21 protein-coding genes are annotated in these 23,688 nt (G+C 37.9%); 9 read left to right on the top strand and 12 right to left on the bottom strand.

What is annotated here, in order from left to right:
- Positions 1–32 precede the first annotated feature (32 nt).
- Complete coding sequence (locus NSTC745_RS16235) at positions 33–446, bottom strand: GPW/gp25 family protein (protein WP_445638052.1); 414 nt, start codon at positions 444–446, stop codon at positions 33–35.
- Between the two features lie 259 nt (positions 447–705).
- On the opposite strand from NSTC745_RS16235, the gene NSTC745_RS16230 reads away from it, so the two are divergent.
- On the top strand, positions 706–1,311 hold the full coding sequence (locus NSTC745_RS16230) for a PEP-CTERM sorting domain-containing protein (protein ID WP_445638051.1): 606 nt from the start codon (positions 706–708) through the stop codon (positions 1,309–1,311).
- A 207-nt stretch (positions 1,312–1,518) separates the two neighbouring features.
- Here the strand turns inward: NSTC745_RS16230 and NSTC745_RS16225 are convergent, their stop codons facing one another.
- The 6 genes from NSTC745_RS16225 to NSTC745_RS16200 form a co-directional block, all read right to left on the bottom strand.
- Positions 1,519–1,911 (bottom strand): hypothetical protein, encoded by a 393-nt coding sequence (locus tag NSTC745_RS16225; RefSeq protein ID WP_445638050.1) that lies wholly within the window; start codon positions 1,909–1,911, stop codon positions 1,519–1,521.
- Between the two features lie 293 nt (positions 1,912–2,204).
- Positions 2,205–3,992, bottom strand: a complete 1,788-nt coding sequence (locus NSTC745_RS16220) for a VgrG-related protein (RefSeq protein ID WP_445638049.1) — start codon at positions 3,990–3,992, stop codon at positions 2,205–2,207.
- Positions 3,993–4,166: 174 nt separating this feature from the next.
- Positions 4,167–4,718, bottom strand: a complete 552-nt coding sequence (locus NSTC745_RS16215; RefSeq protein ID WP_445638048.1) for a CIS tube protein — start codon at positions 4,716–4,718, stop codon at positions 4,167–4,169.
- A gap of 33 nt (positions 4,719–4,751) precedes the next feature.
- The gene (locus NSTC745_RS16210; protein WP_445638047.1) at positions 4,752–8,243 is read right to left on the bottom strand and encodes a hypothetical protein; all 3,492 of its coding nucleotides are present in this window, start codon (positions 8,241–8,243) and stop codon (positions 4,752–4,754) included.
- A gap of 23 nt (positions 8,244–8,266) precedes the next feature.
- A complete protein-coding gene (locus tag NSTC745_RS16205) occupies positions 8,267–8,791 on the bottom strand; it encodes a phage tail protein (protein WP_096540383.1) in 525 nt (174 codons plus the stop codon).
- Positions 8,791–9,030, bottom strand: a complete 240-nt coding sequence (locus tag NSTC745_RS16200; protein ID WP_445638046.1) for a hypothetical protein — start codon at positions 9,028–9,030, stop codon at positions 8,791–8,793. The genes NSTC745_RS16205 and NSTC745_RS16200 overlap by 1 nt, the downstream gene beginning before the upstream one ends.
- A 247-nt stretch (positions 9,031–9,277) precedes the next feature.
- Between NSTC745_RS16200 and NSTC745_RS16195 the strand changes: the two genes are divergently transcribed.
- From NSTC745_RS16195 to NSTC745_RS16185, 3 genes are all read left to right on the top strand, one after another.
- Complete coding sequence (locus NSTC745_RS16195) at positions 9,278–10,762, top strand: eCIS core domain-containing protein (RefSeq protein ID WP_445638045.1); 1,485 nt, start codon at positions 9,278–9,280, stop codon at positions 10,760–10,762.
- 359 nt (positions 10,763–11,121) lie between these two features.
- The gene (locus NSTC745_RS16190; RefSeq protein ID WP_445638044.1) at positions 11,122–11,277 is read left to right on the top strand and encodes a hypothetical protein; all 156 of its coding nucleotides are present in this window, start codon (positions 11,122–11,124) and stop codon (positions 11,275–11,277) included.
- Between the two features lie 249 nt (positions 11,278–11,526).
- Complete coding sequence (locus NSTC745_RS16185; RefSeq protein WP_445638043.1) at positions 11,527–13,740, top strand: phosphoketolase; 2,214 nt, start codon at positions 11,527–11,529, stop codon at positions 13,738–13,740.
- Between the two features lie 275 nt (positions 13,741–14,015).
- Here NSTC745_RS16185 and NSTC745_RS16180 read toward each other — a convergent pair whose 3' ends face one another.
- Both NSTC745_RS16180 and NSTC745_RS16175 read right to left on the bottom strand, forming a co-directional pair.
- Complete coding sequence (locus NSTC745_RS16180; RefSeq protein ID WP_445638042.1) at positions 14,016–14,756, bottom strand: type I restriction enzyme HsdR N-terminal domain-containing protein; 741 nt, start codon at positions 14,754–14,756, stop codon at positions 14,016–14,018.
- A gap of 100 nt (positions 14,757–14,856) precedes the next feature.
- Positions 14,857–16,872 carry a hypothetical protein gene (locus NSTC745_RS16175; RefSeq protein ID WP_445638041.1) on the bottom strand — a complete coding sequence of 672 codons (2,016 nt, stop codon included), beginning with the start codon at positions 16,870–16,872 and terminating at the stop codon, positions 14,857–14,859.
- 172 nt (positions 16,873–17,044) lie between these two features.
- On the opposite strand from NSTC745_RS16175, the gene NSTC745_RS16170 reads away from it, so the two are divergent.
- The 3 genes from NSTC745_RS16170 (at position 17,045) to NSTC745_RS16160 (ending at position 18,199) form a co-directional block, all read left to right on the top strand.
- Positions 17,045–17,308: a type II toxin-antitoxin system ParD family antitoxin gene (locus NSTC745_RS16170; RefSeq protein ID WP_445638040.1), complete on the top strand. Its 264-nt coding sequence runs from the start codon at positions 17,045–17,047 to the stop codon at positions 17,306–17,308.
- A 5-nt stretch (positions 17,309–17,313) separates the two neighbouring features.
- Complete coding sequence (locus NSTC745_RS16165) at positions 17,314–17,631, top strand: type II toxin-antitoxin system RelE/ParE family toxin (RefSeq protein ID WP_445638039.1); 318 nt, start codon at positions 17,314–17,316, stop codon at positions 17,629–17,631.
- 226 nt (positions 17,632–17,857) lie between these two features.
- Complete coding sequence (locus tag NSTC745_RS16160; RefSeq protein ID WP_445638038.1) at positions 17,858–18,199, top strand: ribbon-helix-helix protein, CopG family; 342 nt, start codon at positions 17,858–17,860, stop codon at positions 18,197–18,199.
- A 22-nt stretch (positions 18,200–18,221) separates the two neighbouring features.
- Here the strand turns inward: NSTC745_RS16160 and NSTC745_RS16155 are convergent, their stop codons facing one another.
- Entirely contained in the window at positions 18,222–18,989 is a 768-nt protein-coding gene (locus tag NSTC745_RS16155; protein ID WP_445638037.1) for a Uma2 family endonuclease, read from the bottom strand.
- Between the two features lie 215 nt (positions 18,990–19,204).
- Between NSTC745_RS16155 and NSTC745_RS16150 the strand changes: the two genes are divergently transcribed.
- A complete protein-coding gene (locus tag NSTC745_RS16150; protein WP_445638036.1) occupies positions 19,205–19,798 on the top strand; it encodes a Uma2 family endonuclease in 594 nt (197 codons plus the stop codon).
- A 60-nt stretch (positions 19,799–19,858) separates the two neighbouring features.
- On the opposite strand, the gene NSTC745_RS16145 is transcribed toward NSTC745_RS16150, so the two are convergent.
- Entirely contained in the window at positions 19,859–19,981 is a 123-nt protein-coding gene (locus NSTC745_RS16145; RefSeq protein WP_445638035.1) for a hypothetical protein, read from the bottom strand.
- Between the two features lie 397 nt (positions 19,982–20,378).
- On the opposite strand from NSTC745_RS16145, the gene NSTC745_RS16140 reads away from it, so the two are divergent.
- Entirely contained in the window at positions 20,379–21,449 is a 1,071-nt protein-coding gene (locus NSTC745_RS16140; RefSeq protein WP_445638034.1) for a Photosystem Q(B) protein 1, read from the top strand.
- A 286-nt stretch (positions 21,450–21,735) separates the two neighbouring features.
- Here the strand turns inward: NSTC745_RS16140 and NSTC745_RS16135 are convergent, their stop codons facing one another.
- Complete coding sequence (locus NSTC745_RS16135; RefSeq protein ID WP_445638033.1) at positions 21,736–23,097, bottom strand: sensor histidine kinase; 1,362 nt, start codon at positions 23,095–23,097, stop codon at positions 21,736–21,738.
- Positions 23,098–23,688: the final 591 nt, after the last annotated feature.

The raw sequence follows: 23,688 nt of genomic DNA, 5'->3' as shown, positions 1-23,688 counted from the left end.
GCTCAGTACAAGTTTTTAATTTTTAATTGTTCTCACGCTCCCTCCCCAGCTGAAACCAAATAAAAAGGATAAACAAAGCTGTAAATATCGTGACCCTCTTTCAGTCGATAATTAATGGTGATATCTACTCTGCCCCGTACAGGGTCGGGTTCGGTGAGAACTTCATCGACAATAATGCGTGGTTCCCAAACTTCCAAAGCTTCCAAAACGTAAATCCGAATTCGCAGCAGAGTATCGGTATTCAAAGGTGCAAACGCCAACTCTGACAAGCGCGAACCAAAAGTAGGGCGATAAACCCGCTCCCCTACTCCAGTGCGGAGGATAATCCAAATAGATTCTTTAACTTTTTGTTCTTCACGGCTAAGCTGTATTCCACCTTGCACGTTCAAGCGCAATGGATAAGCCCAACCTGTTCCCAAATAGGCTCGCTCACGACCATAAACCATATCTGGCACTTAGACAGCTCTGACAATGTATATCTTCAAAGATATCGGCACAAAAGGGTAAAGCCTATTCGCCAAAGGTCGAGGATGGGGAAAATATACACGAAATCTTGGTAGAGACGTAGCAGTGCTACGTCTCTACGTCTCTACTATGTGTTTAATGGTAAACTGCCATTGGTTTTGCGATCGCTGTAGCTTGACTCAATCTCCAAGATCTGCGTTAACTTTTGGCGTTGTCTAAATAATCCCACTAACAACCTCCATGAAAAATTTAGCTCTACTATCTGCCACAGCTATTGTTGCTATATCTGGATTAGTTTTCGGCACAACACAAGCCGCCTCTGCTTTAAATTGGAACTGGAATTATTCTGGTATTGGCGTAACCGCCAGTGGTACTTTCACTACTAATGACACTCCCGACGATTTGGGTTTTTACCAGATTTTAGGAATTACTGGTACGCGAAATGGTGAAACAATTACTGGCCTTCAAACTACCGGAACTCCAATACCAGGAAACGAACCTTTTGAGGTTGATAATTTAATTAGTCTTAATGCTCAGCAGTTAACGGGTGATGGTTTCGGATATTCCACTTCTGGGGGAAATTTTTCTAGTCCCTTTTTCGCTAGTTTTTTGCCGATACCAAGTTATTTAGAGGTTTTTTCTGCGCCTCCATTCATACCAGGTTTTGAAAATTTAGGGCCGGAAGATAGTGAGTTAGCCATTAATTTTTCTGCAACTATAGTTACCGTCCCTGAACCCGCTTCTATTGTTAGTTTACTCGCCTTCGGTACTTTGGGTATTGTTTCAGCATTCAAGCGCAAAAAATCATCCAAATTCACTGGCAAGAATCTCGAAAAAGTGATTTAGCTAATAGCAACTGTCTAAATACAAAAGATAATTTACGCAAAACTAAACCCCTCTCAGTTTGTAGCTGGAAGGGCTTTTTATTAACATTGTTACTTCAGCTATTATTAGACCTATTGCAAAAGTGCTTTTTGCACTTTTGTGGGAAAAGGGAAAATAACAAACCTTTCCCCCTTTCCCCTTCCCCTTTTCCCGACTTCTGCAAGAAGTCTACTGTCTAAATTGGGCTGCTGTGATTGTCTGTGGCTGTCCAGTTTGGATCTGTCTAAATAAGAAATTCTGGTAATTTCCATCTTTTTCGGCATATTGATATACTTCATATCTTAAGCCGTCTAATTTTCCATCTTTTACGAGTTTGTTCCAGTCATTACCATTGACTCTGATAACAGCAGTTGGCGTACAGACATCATATTTCACATCTGTGGTGACAACTCCTTTATACCAACCAATCGTTGGAGCTTGTTGTGTAAACCAGCCTGATTCAATAGTAGCAGATCCCTGATTCAGAACGTTTTCGCAACTTTCTGCTGCTTGTGCTTGTCCCTGTCCTATGGAGAAAGTCAAGCAAAGTACGAGTAGTAAAGCCGTAATGAGTTTTTTCATAAGTTTTAGACTTTTACCAATCTAGAGGGCGAATAACATCACATTCGCAGCTTAACAAGAATCAGATATTATTCCCAGTAAGAAAAGTAAGAAAAGTAAGCTATTTTTCATTCAATAAAAATCTAAAACTAGAAAGTTAAATTGGATGAGTTTATCTAATTATCCAGAATAAAACCTTGACAAAAAAACAGAATAAGCTTCTTATTTTTTACCAAATACTTAAAGAATTTACTAAATTTTATGACTATCGTGTAAATTCAGTCTAGAGGTAGTTATATCTTTTTCAGCAAGTCTTAATTCAAGCGAATGATTGCACCTCTAACTGTAATGTTACCGTTAGCGCTTATGTCTATATTGCCAACAGCATCTAATGACAAATTACCTGTTGATTTTACAGAAACAGATTTACCTGCGTCGTTCATTTTGATTTGATGACCGCCTGTGGTTTCAATGGAAATCGATTTACTTCTATCGTCCATTTTGATTGTATGACCGTCTGCGGTTTTAATTTCGATATGGCGATCGCTATCATTAAGATACATTTTGTGACCAGCTTTAGTTTCGACGCGAATACCTGTTTTACTGCTAGCTTTATCTTCTTCAACAAACTGTAAAACATGCCCAACACGAGTTTTAATAGTGCGTAATCTCACACCGCTGGTAACTGAATCATCTACTTTTTCCGGCGGTGCGTCTTTACCATTCCAGACGCCACCAATGACGTAGGGACGGTGAATATCGCCATGTTCAAAGCCTACTAATACTTCATCGTTGACTTCTGGTAAACAGTCGAAACCTCTGTTTGGCCCTGCTCCCACAGCTACAACTCTCGCCCAGTCGCTTTCATGGTCTTCGGTCATGGTGGGGAACTTGACTTTTACTCTACCCCATTTCTCTGGGTCTTTGTTATTAGTCACAATTCCGACTAATAAAGTCTCAGATGGCTGTAAATGTTTTTTTGTCGATAGAGTTGTGAATAAGTTACCAGCACGTAAGCCGCGGACGCTGAAATCAGTTTCATAAACTCGCCCATTGTAAAAGTGGCGTGTTTCTGTGACATAATATTGGCCGCTATAGCGATCGCCTAAATCTTGCAAACGAACTACCCGCCTCGGTCGAATTTCCGGATTACCGAATGCTTTACCATCTGCATAAACAAATTCTCCTCCCAATTCATCACATAAAGCCTGAGCCATTAATTCTGCTTGTTTTTTAGTAGCAACAGGTTTATCTACAACAATCATTTTGGGAGCTTTAAGATTGCGAAATGTACCACTAGTACTACTTCCTAGCTTATTACCTGTTTCAGTCATTTGCTTTTCTTTGTTGGCTGTTGAGCTAATCAATCGTTTTTGGCTATAGTCCCAACCACGTACCTCCACAGAACTCACTTGCTCTGCACTGGTGACACGGGTACTAAATTTACTAATATCAACTAGCCATTTCAAATCTAAAGACGCCTGACTTTCTGGCTTGCAAAAATTTATCTTGTCTTCTGTAATAAATAAATCAAAACCAATCCGCGCGGCTCTTTCTTGCAAAAACTCCATATTGGTTTGATTTTCTTGAAATACATACTTATGGACTTCGCTAGTTTCGTCTATTTTTCCAACATTTATACCTACTTCTTTAGCTATCTTTTTTACGATATTGCTATCAGTCGTATTTAAAAAAGAGCGATTATAACGGCCTCTGTGAAGACGATGGGAAAAATCATAACCACGAACAATTATATTAGCTTCCGATTTTTCATTGAAATGAACTTCGAGGCCTGTGACCTCACCTTGAACAAGGATTTTTGTTTTTTCATTTCTAAAATTCTGGTCTTGAGTAGTACTCGATTTGAAACCTAAAGTTACTTTCTTACCAATTTTAAAAACCTGTTCGTGTCGCCAAGGTTGATTTTGCGATCGGTCAGATGTCGGAATATAGCTATTATGTATTACCAGGGTAAACATTGCTGGTAAATGCACACTTTCTTCCACAGTCATTTGCAGCAAATCTTTGAGTAATTCAGGAGACGCAGGTTGCCCTTCTATCTCAACTAAAGGATCGCTTAAATAAAGGTTGGCGTTAGGCATAATCTTCAATTTTTCTATATTAGATATTGTACTGAAATCGGTAAATTTTTAGGATATAGAATTCAGAATTCAGAATAAATTTAGCGAATTGCTATAACCATGTTTAAAACATTATCGTGTTTTTGATTTCGACTTCAAATTCCCAACTCCGAACTCCGAACTCCGAACTCCGAACTACGTTTTCGCAACTTTCGGATCTGCTTTGCGGTTTTTTCCTTTAGATTGAGATTCTTTTCCCCCAGGAAGGTTATTTTTATCAACTTCTTGCAAGTCTATATCTACCATTGCTCTAACTGGTGTACCATCACTTAGAAACATATTTAATGTGTAAGTTAATTTTGTAATTACACAATAAAAATACTCATTTCCCCATGTTAGTATGTAAACAGGCGGACGTTTATCACGCGCTCCTTTAATTGTTTCTACGCCTTTCTTAATCTTATCTACATACTTTTTCATCACTGATTCTTTAGTTTCATAAGTATCAAATAACAACTGTTTGAGTGAAAACGTATAAGGTTTAACTCCAGAAAAATTCACCTTTGGCAAAAGTTCCGTACCTCTATTACCATCATTGCTTTTCCACTCAACAGACCGACTAAAACTAATTTCTGTAGGATTAAACATGAATTCAATATCGTCAGATTCACCGTTATAAGCTACAAGTTTGGCTTTTTCAAGTTGTGGTTTCCGCTTCTGGGTAACAATAATTGCTGGGGTTGCCATTTGATTATTTCTCCTCGATTTATTGGATAAAATTTACCAAGATAAACGACCTAGATAACCGCCATGACGTTCTCGTTCAATTTCTAAACGTTGGCGTAACCTACTATAAATTTCGCGGGCTAAAGCTTCAAGATCGGCCGTATCATCTTTGTTCTCTTCTTCACCTTTTGCAGAAGTGCTTTCTACTGTTTCGCTTACTGACTCTCTATTTCCAGATGCGGGTGCAGTGACTTCTCCACCATCAGCAAAACCTCTAGGCGCAGCATGGTGTTTCGCAAACATTTGTGATGATTCTGATGATGTATAAACATGAGAAAATTCAGAATTTTGACTATTATATTCTCCACTGCTAACGAAGCTTGCGAATTCATCTTCATCATTATTGCTATTGAATAATTCTTGCAAACTTGACCATTGGTAAGGCGTATCTGATCTTTGCGAATGTGTATTAGCGGTAGAATTTGTTTTTCTAAAAATTAGGGGAGGTGATGAATATTGGGGTGAAGTAACGGGTGAATCAGTCGTTTTATTTTCAACAGTATTAAACTGTGGAGAATTGAGTATTGAAAGTTTCTGTTTTCCAACATTCAACCCCAAGGAAGAAGGAATTAAAGAATTAGATTCTTGAGATTTGAGTTGTAATGAAGTGTCTGTAAAAGAATCGACTTTAGTCGAATGTGGAGAAGTTATTTTGTGTGATTCTTTGGCGTTGGGTGTCTCTAAACTTGGAACAATAATATCGTCAGGTGTCCCACCGCTGTTGATGTGTTGTAGTAAAGGGAGATTTTTTTGTGCATCCCTGGTATTAATGACAAACTCTCCAGGTGTCAGCATTGCAGGTACGGTATCTGACGGTGCTATGTGCTGATTATTTTCAAGGCGAGAGTCTGTTACTTTACCACCAGTAGCATAACCTTTAGGTGCTGCTAAATTTTGAATGGAGTTGTTTTGCTCAAATTGAGGTGGTGTGCTTGACTGATTTGGTAAAAAAGTTGGTTTTTCTGGGATATCTTGATACTCTGGTGTATAAATTGCAGAGTTTTCAGGATTGGCGATCGCACCTAACAATTCTGACTCTACTATTTCTTGATTATCAACTATTTTTCGGAAAATACTCGATGTTTCTTCAACATTTGATGACACATCCCTCACTTTTGCAACTTCACCAATCTCAGGTAATATGTTGTTAACTTTTGGTGATTCAATCATTTTAGGTGATATGTTGCTAACTACTGGCGATTCACTAATCTCAGGCAATATATTGCTAACTATGGGTGGTTCAATAATTTCAGGCGATATATTACTAAATTTTTGTGTTTCACCAATTTCAGGCAATATATTGCTAACTATTGGTGGTTCAATAATTTCAGGCGATATATTACTAAATTTTTGTATTTCACCAATTTCACGTAATATATTGCTAATTATTGGTGGTTCAATAATTTCAGGCGATATATTACTAAATTTTTGTGTTTCACCAATTTCAGGTAATATATTGCTAACTATTGGTGGTCGATCTATTTCATCTAGTGGCAAATTAAGCTGACTTTCTATAGACTCGTTGGTATTACTCTCAAGATTATTGTCACGTTGTAGTGAAATTACATTTATTGGGAAATCTGAGACATTAACCGCTACAGTAGATTGTGATTCTAAATTTGCTAACTGTTCATTGCTATCAGAATCGCTCAAAAAATTAGATGTATCTTCAATGTAGCCTGAAGCAGGTGTTAATTGAATCGGTGCAGATACTAAAGACTCACTTGTAAAACTATCAATTTCTTGTTCTAGTGCAATAGGACTTTTTTTTATATCTGAGACAGGCGGTAGGGTAGCACTGCTATGAGTCTCTAAGGTATTTTCAACACTAGGCGAAGTAATTGCATAATCATCAAGGAGAAAATTACTTGTGTCAAAATTAGTAATATAATTTTCTGAAATTAAATCTGGCTCAATTGCTGTAATTTCCTCAAAATCATTATTTGAATTTAGTGCTGCTTCGGTTGGTGGATCATTGGAGATTACCGATATTTCTTTTTTTTGAATTACATTTCTCAAAGAAGCGGTATTTTTATCCTCAACTTCAGAAGAAAATTCATGTATTTGAATAACTTGTTGTAGTGGCGTTGGGCTAACTGAGATATTTGGGATATCACCTTTTTGCAATGATTGAGTAGTTTCAATATCTTGTTGTATTAGCGTTGGGCTAACTAAGATATCTGAGATATTAGCTTTTTGCGATGATTGAGTAGTTTGAATATCTTGTTGTATTAGCGTTGGGCTAACTGAGATATCTGAGATATCACCTTTTTGCGATGATTGAGTAGTTTCAATATCTTGTTGTATTAGCGTTGGGTTAACTAAGATATTTGGGATATTAGCTTTTTGCGATGATTGAGTAGTTTCAATATCTTGTTGTATTAGCGTTGGACTTACTTCTGAAGTTTCAGTGACTAGTTGTTGATTGTTGGTAAAATTAATAGGCGAGGTAAATGTTTTTCCAATATTATTAGACAAAGGAAATTCTCTAGGCGAATTCTCTGATAATTGACTTGTGTTTTCGCCTAATTTATTATTTTGTTGTAAGGGCGCAATTATTTCTGAAGTAGACTGTTCTGTATTGGGTAAACTAGATAACAAATCAGAAACTACTTGCGGTTCTTCGTTAGCTATGTTCCTAAACAAAGTTGGCTGTTCTTGAACATTATACCAAGTAGATGACGTGATACTAGGCGTAATATTGTTAACAGAATTATTATCAATTGTAGTATTATCTAAAGCAGTATCTTGTTGTGATGTGAGAGCATTGTCTTCACTCAGAGGCGTAGAAGTAAAGAGAGGATCGGGACTTTGAGATTTTAATAGATGAAATTCATTCTTTGTTTGGGGAATACTTGAATTAGCATCAGGAGATAAAGCATCGTTTGATGCTCTAAAGATATCCTGATTAGGATTAATAGCAATATTGGTTTCATCAGCAGCTTGTACAACATTCTTAGCCGCAGATGATTTAGTTGATTTTTTATTTGGAGATTTTGTTTTGGCTTTTTGTGGAGATTTGTTGGTTTGTTTTGATTTAGATTTAGTTTGACTTTTATTTTTACTTTGCTTTTGAATATTTAATTCTCCTGAGGCATCATTAATTATATTATTCTCACTTATACTAGATTGTATTTCTGGAATATTGTTTGTTGCTATTTCAGTAGAATTAAAATTATTATTTTCCTGTGAATCGATTGGTTGAAAAGGGTCAAAATCAATAAATGGAAATTTAACATCGATATCTGGATTATCCCAACTATCCCAGCCGATTACTGATTGTATCGATGGTTCTGCTTCACGAGATAATAAAAATTGAGAAGATGTGACTAATGGCGATCTTGTTTGTATGGGGCTGAGTAAATTACTGCGCGAATGCAGAAAGTCAGACTCTTTTCTAAATATGAGTCTGGGAGTATTAGATAAAGATGATATTACACCCAGTGGATGAATATTGTTTGTTAATAGCGGTTTGATGATTTGCATAGCTATAGTTGAAAAATTGCAAATTAACTAGAAACGAAATATCCTGTTTTTTCATTTCGTTCTACAGAATTACCTCCTCCCGTAGTTCTGGCAACTTTTAAGCCTTCATACGCTAAAGTTAATTCTTCAATAGCAACGGCTTTGCCATCGGCTTGGAGTGTAGGTGTTTTCCAAGTTACTGGAATAGCACCAATCAAAGTCCAACTCATCATCGTTTCGCCAGATTGATTAAAAATCAGAATATTGACATTCCGTCGGGATGTTCTCTTTTGTTCGTCAAAAACTGCATTTATCCAATTCCAAAAACCAGGATGGTCGGTAACTCCGCGTTTAAGAGTTATGTCTGCAAATTCTGTATGACCTAAATAAATTCTTTGCTGGTCGTTGACCCCACCTTCTTGAAAAACGTTTTTCTTAATTTGAACGCTTAAGCCAGTACATTCACTGAAAGATGCAGCAATAGAACTATCTATTTCTACATAAAAACGATTACTAGTAACATAATTTAATTCGTGAGTAACTTTGCCGTTATTACCATTTCCAGCCATTAAAACCACCTTTGAGAACTATAATTACCGATTCTTTCGCGCTGCGATCGCAAATCATCTTGCAAAAGTTTATACACATGCTCTGTAAGTTCGTTCAGCAACAGTGAATCGTTGAGGTATTTACTCGCAGTTTGAGCTACTTTGCTGGCATCAGAAGTCACTGAAACCCCGGCGTATCCAGCACTACCACCAACGTCTCCATTAAATGTGAAAAAAGTTTGTTCCTGATATGAGTCCATAAATAAAAAAACTCTTCCTAAATCAAGGCTAAAGGTAGTGCATCAGAATCAAAAGTAGCCAAAAGTCGAATTAGTCATTGGTCATTAGTCATTAGTCATTGGTCATTAGCGTTCTGACCAATGCCCTATGCCCCATGCCCTATGCCCAATAAAAGCTGGTCAGTTGTGTTACAAGTGCGATCGCTGTACTCTAGATTTTAATATCAGCAAAATATTCATTTACTAACTGGTTGGGCATTAGAAAAAAATGAAAGAACGCATCATTGAGCCCAAAAAAACTACCGCAGATTCGTTCTCAATACCTGCACTCAGACAATCAATACCTGGTTTTGGTTCAGAGTCCTCTGGTGCTTCATCCCAACCAGCGGTAGATAACCCTCTAGTACACGACATTAGTCGAATACCGCTACGTCGTCCCCAAACCAAACTCACGGTTAATCAGCCAGGAGATATTTACGAGCAACAAGCTGATACAGTCGCCCAGAAGGTTGTGGGAAGATTGGAACAAGTTGGAAATGGTCTATCTATCCAGCGCCAACAAATGCCACAAGAGGAAAAATTACAAATGAAACCTCTGGCAAATTCCATCACGCCTTTGATGCAACGACAAGAAATACCAGAGGAAGAAGAAGAATTACAAATGAAATCTCTGGATAATAGCATACTGCAACGAGAGTCTGCACCAGAGGAAGAGGAGGAAGAAGAATTACAAATGAAATCTCTGGACAATAGTACGCTGCAACGAGAGTCTGCACCAGAGGAAGAGGAAGAGGAAGAAGAATTACAAATGTCGTCAATGGTGCAGCGTCAGGCGAAAGCTGGGATGGCTGCTAGCCCAAACTTGGAAGCGTCCATCAACCAAGCAAAGGGGAAGGGACAGCCGATGGCTGACGATATCCGTTTCCAGATGGAACAGACCTTTGGCGCTGATTTCAGTGGAGTGAAGGTTCACACCGATAGTCAATCAGATGAGTTGAATCAGTCAATTCAGGCCCGGGCTTTCACTACTGGAGAGGATGTGTTCTTTCGACAGGGGGAATATAATCCTGGGAGTCGAGGCGGACAGGAATTATTGGCCCATGAGTTAACTCACGTTGTGCAGCAGAGTGGGGGGATGGTGGAGCGATCGGAGTATTCCTCAATACTGCACAATTCACCTCCGACGCAACAAACCAACTCACAACAGATGGGGGAAATCCAGAGGAAGCCAGTGAAAGCAGAAGGGAAAAATGATGCGACCCATATAGACGATGTAACGGGTGTGGAGTTGCGGCAGGTTAGTGGTGGGGTGTTTATGGTTCTCAATGGTCGGCTGAAGGGAATGGAGGTGCGATATGACTTTGATGAAAAATATTACTACACTGAAGATGAGGACTATAACCAAACACCAGTAGAGTTGGGAGAAGGAGGAGCGAAGAAAGAGAAGGAGGAAGAGAAAGTCGAGCTAGTCGATCCGAACATTTTCGATCTGAGAGCCGATCTCCAAGAGTATAGGACAGTCAGTTCAATGGAGAGCCTAAAAGAAATACTAACGGAAAAGGCAAAAAATCAAGAGTTGAGACGTTTCGAGAGGGATCGGGCCCAAGATACGTTGGAAAGGGTTACTAACCTTGGCGAATCAAGTGCTGACTCATGGCCGCCGCTGGAAGTATCTGGAACAGACGTTATTCAAGGAAACCACCGAATTTTAGTGGCGATAATTCGCAAAGAGAAGATAAAGGTCAAGAGATAAAGGTCTACAGAAACATCTGCGTAGAACACAACTGAGTGCGATCGCCCGATCTTCTAGCGACTGTCTTAAAGGTCAAGCGATCGCCTATCTTGTAGTGGCGTGGCACAGTTCATACGTGTCAACTTAAGCTCAAACACTCAATTTACCGTGGTTTTAGATCCCCCAACCCCTGATAAATTGGGGGCAAAAGACTCTAGTTCCCCCCAATTTATCGGGGGGTTAGGGGGGATCGAAAATCTAGTGCATTACTTCCCTGCTATCCTTCCCGTTGATCGCCGTAAACCAGATGGAGGAAGGGAGAGGATTAAAGTCACCAACACTTGCTTCTATTCAGGTGTTTGGTTCAGCGATAGATGAAGATGAATTCTCCGACAGCAGAACAAATAGCGTTGATTAGAATTTCCCTGGAAGGTAAAAGAATGCGTTACCCAGATAGATACAAGCAGGAAGAGTTACTAGCTTGGCATTTGGTGAAAATGAAACTTGAACAGATAATAGCATTACTCGGTAGGTAATCTCTCAATTGACGGCATCCCATTACAGCATTCCTTAATGGGGTGCTTTTATTATGTTTTAGTATTTTTTTGCTGCTTCAAGATCTTTTTATTACCGAAACTAACGAAATTTTTGCTTGCGTACCATTTAAAGTACTTATCCTGACGTTGCAAAAAAGCAATAAACTGTTACAACATCAAACGATGTAGAATTTTTGTTGAATTCAACGAGCATCTACAGTTTCATTTCATCGTCATAAGGTACTCAGCATGACTGCAATCACCCCAAAGGCTTCTTCTGCGCTTCCCAATTTTTCTGAAGGAATTCAATATTTTGGCGAAGCACTACCAGATTTTGAAACTTATGGTGCCACCCCTGCGATAGAATCGGGCAATGTAGCGATCGCATCTCCTACCGATGCAGCAGCAGTATACCAAACTTTACTCGCTGCCGATGCCCTACGCTATCTAACTTTACAAATTACTGGTAGTAAAGCCTCTGGACATCCCGGCGGATTTGCCAGCCAAGCGGAAGCTTACGCATCTCTTGTCATGCTGGGACACAAGAACATTATCACCGAAGTCGGACACCACGCCCCCGGATTTTATAGTGCCATGTTCTTGGATCGCTCGTTAGAGGATATGGGAATTTATACAGTCCAACAATTGCGCGATCGCTTCCGCGAAAAGCACGGTCTTTTAGGACACCTTTCTGGTTATATACCTGGTATTCTCGCACCTGCCGGGCCTTTGGGACAAGGACAACACTTTGCCTTAGCTGCTGCAAAACTGCACAAAGATAAGTTATTCCCCTTTACAGTTGGCGATGGCGGATTGGGTGAGCCTTATATTGTAAGTGCGATCGCACACTTCCATACTGCTTATCCTACTGTCACCAATTTCTTGCCGATACTGGTGTGGAATGGTTACAGCCAAGAACATCACAGCATGGTTTCTCTCAAAACCAACGCAGAAATGCAAGCATATTGGCGAGGTAACGGTTTTGAGGAAGTGGTGTTAGTGGATGCAAAAGATTTCGACGATCGAAACCAACCAGGCGATTACATTGATAGTACCGCTTTTTCCTTTGAAAAGCGCCTAGCATTTACCCAAGCAGTACTTGAGGGTGTAGATAAAGCAGCGCGATCGGCATTGGGTGGCAAGCTTACTGTTTTTATTATTAAACAACTTAAAGGTGCAGGAGTCCACGCCCGCGGTGCAAAATCTCACAATCTTTATCCTAAAGATACGCTGGATGCACCGCATATTGTCACTGCATTGCAGACTCGCGCTTTACCTGCCGAAGCTTGGCAATTAGTCAGAACAAACGCTGAACGCGCAGGTGGAGGCCCCGCAGCCAAAACAGTAGTCACAGAATTTGAATTACCATTGCCAGAATTAGGCGAATTACCTTTAGAAGAATATGCAGTAGGTGGCGAACCAAAAGTTTCGACAACTGCAATGGGAAGATTGGTAGGAATAGTTGGACAAAAAGATAAAAATTTCCTTGTCACCAACGCCGACGGTAACGAAGCATCGGGAATTGCTAACATCAACCAAGCATTAAAAATTATCCACCCAACAACCGACGATTTATATAACCAAGCGCCAAACGGACAAGTTTACGAACCTTTGAGTGAAGATGCTTGTGCGGGTTTAGCAGCTGGTTTGTCGTTAATGGGTGCGAGAACTTTGTGGTGTTCTTACGAATCTTTTGCCATCAACGGATTACCAATTTGGCAAACTGTCACCCAAGCAATGGCAGAATTGCGCCGTCAAACTCCTTCGACTATTACTTTATTCACAGCAGGCGCATTAGAGCAAGGGCGTAACGGTTGGACTCACCAACGTCCGGAAATTGAAGCTTACTTTGCTTCGCTAATGCGAAATGGAAATGTTTTTCCATTATTTCCTCCCGATGCTAACAGTATCCAAGTTTGTTATGACTGGGCATTGCAAACTAAAAATAAGGGAATTGTAATTACTGCAAGTAAATCACCATTGCCAATTCGCATTACTTTAGAACAAAGTCGCCAAGGCTTACAAGATGGCGCAGTGGTGTTGCATGAAGTCCCTGGCGATAAACAAGTTGTATTCGCTGTCATTGGCGATATGACATTAATGCCAGTATTTGAAGCCGCTACTTTCTTAGAAAATGAAGGTATTGGTGCGAAGATAGTTTCTGTGATTAACCCCAGACGTTTATATCGTCTTTATGATACTGCTTGGGATACCTGTTCGGAACCCGATGGCGATTTCTTGGATGATGCGAAATTTTCCGCATTATTTGATGGCGATGCGCTAATTGCTGTGACAGGTGGTGCGCCGGCGATGCTGGAACCAATTTTGTTACGCAGTACAGCCAAGCGCGATACTTTTGCCTGGAAACGTGGCGAAACTACAGCTAGTGCTGGTGAGTTGATGGCCTTTAATGGATTGACTGCTGAAGCTTTGACAAAAAGAGCGATCGAGTTAGTGCATTAAAGGTGCGTAGGCGTAGCCAGCCGTAGGCATCGCTTTTCATTTTACCGCAAATATACGTATAGGTATGCTGAGAAATTGCGTCAATGCGTATATTTGCGTTTTTCTATTTAAAGAACAGTAAGAAATATATAGGATTCATATTTGATTTATGAAAAATCAAATTGGCTAGAAGCTTGCCATACAAAGGTTTGTTTCTCAGTATACTTAATAATATTCAAGTATGATTCCTATAGATACAGTGATATTGGTTACAATGGTTTCATAATAAAGGTTTTTTAATAAATGATAGAAATTAGTTTTTCAAATTCTTGGTAATCAAAGAATTGTTGCTTTTTAGAATATTGACCACACATCTTGTAATAAATTTTGTTATCTCCTATGGCAAATAAATATCCATCTATTGCAGATAACTGATTTTTAAGTTTAAAAACTATTGTATGATTAGTATATTCGCCATACTTCTTAATAAGATAAATAAAATTTTCAATATTTCCATTTTGAGCATTTTCAAATTCTAATAAATCACAATCAATACTGCTGATTGACTGTAATAGCAATTCTTCTATCTCTGTCAAATTGTTCAAATAATATATTTGAAACTGATTATCCTTTTTTATAAAACTAATAATTTCATGATAATTATACAAAATCCCAATATTACAGCCAGAATTTGTTAAATATCTTTGTATCTGATTATAGTGATTTTGTAAGTTCACATCTTCTCTTTTTACTTCCACAATCATTAAAGGATTTTGATGTGGCTTAAAATTTTCATTTTTTTGTTTTTTATATATTTCTATATCATGGTTATTAGCTTCGACTTTAATAGTAATTTTATCTGACAATAATCTACTTTCGTTAATAAGAAAATAAATAAATCTTTGTCTCACCAACTCTTCTGGCCTGCCATTAATTGGTATTTCTATCCCCCTTATTAAACATTTTGTATATTGTTGGTTATATTTTTTAATATATATGTCCAGCTTTTGCTCTATTTCTTCATTTAAATATGTCATAAATATTTATTAAAATTAACTAATAGCGGATACAATTTTTTTAGAAGCGCAATATAATTGCGCCCTAAAGTGTAGACTAACTGTGCAATTCCAAACTTTTCTATTTTTGTCCAAAGAAACTTAGTATTTTACTAACTAATTTTTTCCAATGTTCTTCAGCTTTATTCTGGAAAAATTTATTCAAATTTAGTTTTATTTCCATCTCTTGCTTAAATATCTCACATACATTACCTGTATATGTTTCTCCTTTACTTCGCTTTTCTTTACCTTTCTCTTCAATTAGAGAACTCCAAAACTTAGAATTTTCACTTTGAGGTTCCAATTTTCCTCTAAACTCCTTTTCAATTTCTGTCCCTACATTGTATACAAACTCGTCATATAATCCGTAAAACTCTTTTACTAATTCAGGTATAAGCGTCTTTAAAGATTCATTGGCAGATGTAAGCTCGTACAAAATATTTTCTACTTCCTGCTTTACTTCTCTAGTAAATTTCTTTAGCATTTCATCTTCATTTATTCCTTCTGCAAAAACTTTTGCGTCATAGTATATATCTATATCCCTTGGCTCATAATATCCAAAATTTCTATGAATAGCGTGTTTAGTATTCCACGCTTTATAGGTGATACGATAGAATTCAACATATTGCTCAACAAAATTTTCATAAACATGACTAGCTATTCTTTTGTTCAAGTCTCGTACATTTTCTATTTTAGAAATTGCATTTTCAATTGCTTTGATTTCTGATACTGTCAAAGCATCACCATTTTTGATTTTCCCAAAGCTTTCTCGAATATTCTTGATTTCGTCTAATAAAAGATTACGTCTACGTTCTACTACACCTGCTATGGCTCTGATAAAATCATTTTTATCTGCCTGCACATCTTCTTTATCGTAGTTTTCGTTCAGCTTGACTATATCGTCACGATAGTATCGCAAAGAATCGTAAAACAAAATATTTTCTTGAAAAAAATCTAAATTCAATTTTTTGAATGTAGAGTGAACCTCGTCTTGTCTGATTGTTATGCCTAAATCTCTATCTCCATCAGCACCATTTACCTTTTCAGGCTCACCTTTATGTGGTAATATTAAAGTTACAAATCTATGATGAGATTCTTTTGATTTAGATGTCAAATGATAACCTATTAATTTTGTAATGTTAACTTCAGGAGCAGCATTGAAGGGAGTTACAAAAAGACAGATACTATCCTGACTATCAATATATTTCTGCAAGTCTTTACGAATTGGGTTCTCATCAAGTCCTTTAGTATCAACTACAGAATCGAACTGAGACAAATTTGAGCCAGATAGAACATCATAGCTCACATAAAGATAGATTTTTCTTGGAATAGCAAAATCCTTCAACCGGACATTATTTATATCATCAAATGTATTTTTTATCCAATCTTGCTCTCTAGTTTGATTATTAAACTCAATTTTAGTGGAAATTCTAGATTCAAGGTTTGCATTATTCAATGCAGTCTTTTTTAGTACCTCTATTCCTGACTCATCAAATAACTCTTTAGCTTTATCGATTCTAATAGTTTTATTTTTCTCACCATCAGGAACAGATTTCTTAATTTGTTTGAGTTCTAGAACATTCCTGATAGCTCTTTCAATTTCTTCAGAAATAATTATTTTTTGCTCTGACTGCGTATCATTTTTACTAGCAATATAGTCGCAGAATTCAAAAATAAGATTCTCCATTTCATCAACTGTATAAGGCTCTATTTCTATGTAAGTCTTATCGGCTGCTTTGATAATTACTTCACATATAGTAGTTCTGCCTCCTCCAGTTGAAAGTAACTCTCTAGTTTCGATGACATCTTTAGTTTTGCCATTATCAGTTTTGGAAACCTTAAAGTCACTGATTAAATTAAAAAGATGACAAATAGCGGTTGTCTTACCTTGCCCAATAGTACCAATAAAAACAATTTTATATTTTTCTATACTCAGAATTTTGTCAATTTCTTCTAATCGTTCTAGCTTTGATTTTAAGTTATTGATACAAATATACTTAATTACATTAATTTGCGATCCACCTGATATTTTGGTAATTTCACGTCTCAAGCTTTGCTGTAACGATGCGATTTCTTCTTGCCACTGTATAGTCAACATAATGTTTACCCTGTTTTAATGCTACTTGCTGGATAATTACAATATGCCCAGATAGCATGAAAATCTAACAAGAAGGTACGATCTGCTCATTCCAAATAGAATATCCTATGCAATGGCATAAAATGGCAAAAATTGTCATAATATAGAAAAATAGATTTAGGAAATAACCCTTGTGAAAAGTATCAATATTTCCTTACCTGACACCATGCGAGCTTATATAGAAGAACAGGTAGCTCAAGGTGGTTACAGCAGTGTCAGCGAATATTTTCGTGAATTAGTGCGACAAGACCAAAAACAGAGAGCGAAAGAACGTCTTGAAACAATGCTTCTGGAAGGATTAAACTCTGGAGATGCAACAGAAATGACAGTTAAAGATTGGGAAGATATACGCCAAACAATCAGGGAAAGAATTAACAAACGTCAAGGTGCAGTTTAGCCGTGATGTTGGAAATAAAAAAAAGACCTCAAGTTATCCGTGACTTAATAGACTTAGCAACGTACATAGCGCAGGATAACTTAGATGTTTCAGACCGTTTTTTAACAGCAGCCGAAGCAACATTTAAACAATTAGCAAAAACCCCAGCTATTGGTAAAGTATGCCAATTTTTCCATCCTAATCTAGGAAATATTCGACAAATATCTATCAAAGGATTTAAAAAATATCTTATCTTTTACCGCATCACGGAATCAGCAGTTGATATTCTACGAGTCATTCATGGAGCAAGAGACCTTGAATCAATTTTTGAAGAAGACTTATAACTGTAATTTATTATGAAAATAAAAGATTGAAGTTTACAACCTTTGAAATTTAAGAATATAGATACATTTTATAATAAATTACCGATGCTTTATATTAAAGTTAAATTGGAAGCGATCGCCCCACTATCTTAAACTAAACATATTTGAATTATCGCATTAATTCATCAGACGCGATCGCCCAACAGCCAACTATAATATATTTAACGTTTTACATAAGGATGGAACCATGACTAATACTCAAAAGATGGTTCGCTTAAACTTAGATTTATCACCTGAACTAAACCAAATATTAGACGAATTAGTAAATAAAACAGGCAGAAATAAAAGTGATGTTCTGCGTCAGGCTATAAGGTTGATGCAAGTTATGGTTATAGCTAAAGAAGAAACCGAAAAATTAGGACTTACAGAAGCAAATCAACTGATAGTGAATGAAGTGATTTTTCCATCTGAACAGCAGCCAAAACCGCATCCATTAGATACATTTATGGAAAGGCTTGGCCCTTGGGAAGATGAACGTACTGCTGAGGAAATAGTCAAAGATATTTATGATAGCCGTATTTCAGCTTAAAGCGTCAGTGTTTCCCATTTTTTCATAATCCAGATGTTGAAATCAATTGCTCAATAGCTGAGGCATCTAAACCTGTAACTGTCGCCACTTGTTCTACCGCCATCCCACCCACTAGTAAGTTGCGTGCCGTTTGTAATAACTGTGACTCTGCTTTGTCTGCTCGTTGGCGTTCTAATTCTTCAGGCGTTGGTAGTAATTCTCCGTCCAAAGTTGCCCAGCGTAACCAAGTCGCATCAATTCCCTTGTAATTTCCCTGCCATCGCTGCAAGGCTAACCCTAAAGATTCACTTACCAATTGATTGCGATCGCTAACAGCCAAAGGTTGATAAACTCTCTGTTGGATAGAAAAACCTGCCCAATCATCTGGGTTAAAGGGGTCATACCAAAAATATTCTGGCACGCGCATTTGATTTTGATAAATCAGCTTTTTCTCATTTTTATCTGCGGCGGCTGTACTTTCAGAAAGCAATTCAATCACTACATCCGGCGCTTTTTCTTCTTCCCAAACCACCCAACTTTTGCGTTCGCCTTTAGGGACACCCAACACTACAAAAAAATCCGGGCCTTTAAAGTCTTTGTTGCGTAACTGCGCCAGACTGTAATAGACAAACATATTGCCGCCAACAAACCCATCTTCTCGCTGTGCCAACCAAGGAATTAAGGCATCTATCAACAAGTTCATAGCAGCTCTATGTCGTGCGCTTTCCATTGGGACACCATCATCATAAGGGAGTTCCGCTTGGGTGGGTGGAATTTCAATTAGGGTTGCAAGTAAGGTAGTTTCTGACATAGCTGTTTATCAGTGGCATAGCCCGCAGCAAATATATTTATGGTACTAGAAACAATCGACGTTGATGGTTAACTGTTTTATCTATCAGATAAAGAGGAGTTTTTAAAAGCGATCGCCGTATTATTTATAGTCAATATATTGGAATTATCGCATTAATTTATCAGGAGCGATCGCTCAATAACCAACTATCATATACTTTGATTTCATAGAAGGATATGATTCCACAAACTCTAGACAAAATCACTACCGTCGAAGAACAGCGGTTTCTTTTACCTGGTCATTACACTTGGGAAGAATTTGAGAAACTTGAAGCCTTAATAGCAGAGGCACCTGGTTTGCGGATAACTTATCTTGATGGGTGTGTGGAATTTATAACTCTTGGCGAACAACACGAGACTATTAAAAGTGTTATTGCTATATTGCTAGCACTATATCTTTTTGAATTAGGTATAAATTTTATTCCTGTAGGCAGTGCTACTCGTCGCGCTAAAGAAAAGGGTGCTTCATTTGAACCGGATGAATCTTATTATTTAGGGGAAAAGAAAGAAAATCCCGATTTAGCAATTGAAGTAAATATTACTAGTGACAGTATAGATAAACTAGAAAAATATAAGCGTTTTAACATTTCTGAAGTCTGGTTTTGGGAAAATAATCAGATATCTGTATATTACTTAACTAATAATCACTATGAGCAAACTACTCAAAGCAAATTACTACCAGATTTAGATATAAGTTTGTTAGCACGTTGTGTTTTAATGCCTTCGATAATTGAGGCAAGAATTGAGTTTCTCAAAGGAATTCGGCAATAATATCTGAATGCAAATTTTTGCTAAAAAACTAGATAAAATAAAAACCAATTTTCTCACAACTCAGATGCGTAACCAAGCCGCATCAATTCCCTTGTAATTTTCCTGCCAGGCTGCAAGGCTAAGCCTAAGGATGCACTTACTATATTGATGGCGATCGCGCAATTTATCTTCTAGCAATGGCATCTAATTGTATACTTTTTTTAAGTTTTAATAAGGACGGTATTTCTTCACAAGTTCCTCAAATTCTTGTTTTAACTTCGAGATGAAGATGTTGAACTATTGCTTGAGCTAGCTTGAAAATTCAGAACTTTTTCATACTACTTGTGTTGTATATCAATCGTAATTATTACTAGTATTTTCGCTATATACGTCATATACAACATATATAATCAGCGACATTGCTTGAGAAAACAGCATTGCTGATTGAAAGTATAAATTAGTCTCACGCATTTACCTTTAGGCGCTACCGCTTTCTTAGGCGCAAAGAATTGTTGTTTGGTTATATCGAAAAAAGTCAATTCATACTCTGATTCAGCAACGCCAAAATTTTGAACTTGGAATTGCTTAGGAGCTACAGATCATGAATACCATTGTTCAACGCCAAAAAGAATTTAATTTTTTTGATTTTTGGGATAGTTTTTGTAGCTGGATTACTAGCACAGAAAATCGGATTTACATCGGCTGGTTTGGTGTGTTGGCGATTCCCACCTTGCTAGCCGCCACTACCTGTTTTGTTTTGGCTTTTATTGCCGCTCCTAGTGTAGATATGGATGGCATACGCGAGCCAATCAAGGGTTCGCTGATGGATGGTAACAACTTAATTACAGCCGCAGTTGTGCCGACTTCCGCGGCTATTGGTTTGCACTTTTATCCTATTTGGGAAGCTGCATCAATGGATGAATGGCTCTACAATGGCGGGCCATATCAATTGATTGTGCTACATTTTCTCATTGGTATTTGGTGTTTAATAGGACGATTTTCGGAACTGAGTTATCGTTTGGGAATTCGGCCTTGGATAGCGGTTGCCTATTCTGCACCCGTTATTGCCGCTACTTCGGTTTTGTTAGTTTATCCTATTGGTCAAGGTAGTTTTTCTGATGGTTTACCTTTGGGAATTGCTGGCACTTTCTACTTTATGTTGGCTTTCCAAGGCGACCACAATATCCTCATGCATCCGTTCCATATGTTGGGTGTTGCAGGTATTTTTGGCGGCGCATTATTGAGTTCTTTGCATGGTTCTTTAGTGGCTTCAACACTAATTCGGAATACTGATGAAAATGAATCAATTAATGCTGGATATAAGTTGGGTCAGCGGAAATTTACCTACAATTATTTGGCAGGACATTATGCTTTCTTGGGACGCTTATTGATTCCTACCTTTGCTAGCAAAAATCATCGTGCTTTCCATTTTTTATTAGCAGCTTTACCAACGGTGGGTATTTGGTTTGCAGCGATGGGTGTATGTTCGATGGCATTTAATCTCAATGGCTTTAACTTTAATCATTCCATCTTAGATAGCCGAGGTGAAGTCATTAGAACCGACGCTGATATACTCAACCGTGCCAATCTTGGTATAAGTGCAATGCACGCTCCCAATGTCCATAATTTTCCTTTGGTTCTCTCTAGCGGCCAACCTATTTCAGTTAGTTGAAAATTGCATCTATCGATTTTTATAGTTTTTTCCAACCTGCCTGTAATTTGAGGATGAGTTAATATTACGGGCAGGTTTTTCTTGTGTCTGTTAAAAAAGTACTAGAAAGTGTAAGAAACACAAACCCTAATACTACTCGCTTTGTGCATTTTGAACTCAGAATTTGGTTTGGCGAAAAGGTTAAAGGGGAAGGGGAAAAGGGAAAGAAAAAACCTTTTCCCAAAAACCCGACAAGTATTGACACAAACCCCACTGTTACCTGTTACCTCTCCCAAAGGGACTTGAATCAAACCAAGGGCAAAATAATTTCAAATTCAGTACCCTTACCTTGTTGAGAACGTAAATTAAATTTACCGCCATGTTTCACAGTTACAATTCGATAACTGACTGCTAAACTAGTTTCTTTACCATTTTTTGTTTCCAAAGAAAAAGATTCTAAAATTTGCTCTAGCAATTCTTGAGGCATTCCAGGGCCATTGTCAGCAATCCGAATTAAAATCCAGCGAGAATCTGGTGCATGTGGTTTACTTGGCTTTTGTGAAATAACTTCTGTAGTAATCTTAATTTGGGGTTTTTGAATAGTTTTTGTATCTTCTAGATGCAACTGCTGTCGTACTGCTTCATTGAGTAAAGTATCCACAGCTTCGCTTAAAAGATTAATTAAAACCTGATTTAACTGCCCCATAAAACAATACACTGGTGGCAGTTGCCCATAAGATTTGACGATTTCAATTTCTCCTTGAATTCGGCTATTAATTAATAAAATTATATTATCGATACAGGCGTGTAAATCTACGGGTTTAGGATAAAGCTCATCAAGATGGCAGAAGTTTTGTAAACTGGTGACAAGTCTTTTTAATCTTTCGGCTCCAGTACGAATACTAGCAAGCGATCGCAATAAATCTTGTTCTAAAAAATCAAATTCAATTTCTTCTTTTATTTGGTCGATTTTCGGAGAAAATGATGATAATTCTGTGTCGTAAGCTGCTATCAACTTGAGTAAATCTTGGCTGTAATTTGAGACGTAAGTTATGTTACCCCAAATAAAACCCACGGGGTCTAAAATTTCGTGTACTACCCCATCTACCAAACGTCCCAAACTCGCCATCTTATCATTTTGAATCATTTGGGCTTGGCTGCGTTCGTATCGCACAAAATTTTTGATGCCGCGAATTTGCCAAGAAATAAAATTTAATTCCTGCACATCTAATAATCTGTAAGCACCACAAGCAGTTTGCACTACAATTGGTTCTGATAATAATTCTGGCGATCGCTTCAAGCTCAGTTGCATCGCAATTAAAATTAATGTCGTTTCTCCAAGCAGCAAAATCGGTGTCCGTGCATATCCGTAGAGAACACCTAATGGTTGCTGAATAAACAACTCCTCTCCATAAGGGCGAATCAAAAATTCTAAAAGTCGTCGCCGGGAAATCATTCCCACGAACTTTCCCTGCTCTACCAAAATTATTCCTGGTAGCAGCGGATATTTTTCCAAAAAAGGAGCCACTTCCCTTGCAGTACAACTAATTTCCACGGGGAAGTTGTACATTGGTAGTTCTTGGAGAGTTGAATCTAAATTGAGATCGCGATCGCTACCAACAGACAAAAATGGCGGTGAAATATGATAACAACTGAATTCTTCTGGCACTAGACACCCTGATTTTGGCTAAAACAAGTCAACAATAAGCTAATATCTTAGCCTCTGTCATTATTTAAAAGGGAGTGGGGCATTGGGAGGGGTGGGAGGGGTGGGAGGTGTGGGAGGTGTGGGGGGTGTGGGAAGAGAGGGGGGTATAAATTCTCTTTCTCCTCACACTCCCCCATCCCCCCACACTCCCCACACTCCCGCATTGCTATCTTCTAAAATTTGCTCTTGCCTTTTTAAAGTTTTTGTAGTAAAAATTCAACCAAAGCTCAAATGATATTTGGGCAAGGGGCATTAGCAAAGGAAAAAGCGCAAAGTCTGTAGCAAGACCTCCCAGAGTGCGTCGGCTTTTGGTGATAAAGTAGCGATTTGCTGTCTGTGCCAACTTCTAGCTGTGCCATCTCCCAAAGTACAGAACTTTGTAAGAGAGGACAAATGACAAAGAGCGATCCCCAAATGTTGAATAACTGTAAATACTTGATGAAAATATAGCCCAGCTAATATCTGATTCAGGAAATTACTGTCAGTATAAACATAGGTAAATTTCAAATCATCTATGCAGCTACTTGCCCCCTATAATCGGAACAATTTCTG

The sequence above is a fragment of the Nostoc sp. DSM 114161 genome, assembly GCF_052692665.1.
Note: the sequence above shows the minus strand (reverse complement) of the source record. Positions and strands in the feature narration are given on the sequence as shown.